Origin of the sequence: Mycobacterium sp. IS-1264, assembly GCF_001954195.1 — a bacterium.
Classification (GTDB): domain Bacteria; phylum Actinomycetota; class Actinomycetes; order Mycobacteriales; family Mycobacteriaceae; genus Mycobacterium.
Genome location: NZ_MBES01000025.1, coordinates 1 through 605 on the forward strand (window position 1 = coordinate 1; position 605 = coordinate 605).

Genomic DNA, 605 nt, shown 5'->3' on the forward strand with positions numbered 1-605 from the left:
GCGGCAACCTCGGCGTGCGCTACGGCTTCCGCTACAACGTACTCACCCGACCACCCTCGGCAGGATAAAGAAATGCCGGTGACCAACAAATGAACAGTAGTCGTCAGGTCTCGAGTATTCGGCGGCAAAGGAGCGCCGCGACCGCGATCGAATTTAACGTTATTGGCAACCATATCCCGAAGGTGTTGAGCCGGAAGGTCATCGAGGAGGAAACCACATGTCGTTCGTGACTACCCAGCCAGAGGCGCTGGCGGCGGCAGCCGGCACCTTGCAGGGGATCGGCTCGACGCTGAGCGCCCAGAACGCCGCGGCGGCGGCCCCGACGACGGGCGTGGTGCCTGCGGCTGCCGACGAGGTTTCGGCGCTGACGGCCGCGCAGTTCGCCGCACACGCCCAGATGTATCAGGCGGTCAGTGCTCAGGCGGCCGCGGTCCACGAGGCATTCGTGAACACCTTGAGTATGAGCTCGGGATCATATGCTGTGACAGAGGCGGCCAATGCGGCCGCGGCGGGTTAAGGGGTCGAGATGATTGATTTTGGTGCGTTGCCGCCGGAGGTTAATTCTGCGCGGTTGTATGCCGGTGCGGGGTCGACGTCGTTGACGA

The 605-nt window shown here is 63.1% G+C and carries 2 protein-coding genes; both read left to right on the forward strand.

Annotated features, from left to right (window positions below):
* Positions 1-217 precede the first annotated feature (217 nt).
* Positions 218-517, forward strand: coding sequence for a PE family protein (locus A5744_RS05780; RefSeq protein ID WP_076059197.1), 300 nt, complete (start codon positions 218-220; stop codon positions 515-517).
* Positions 518-526: 9 nt separating this feature from the next.
* A partial coding sequence (locus A5744_RS24325; RefSeq protein ID WP_139331248.1) for a PPE domain-containing protein occupies positions 527-605 on the forward strand: 79 nt, incomplete at its 3' end.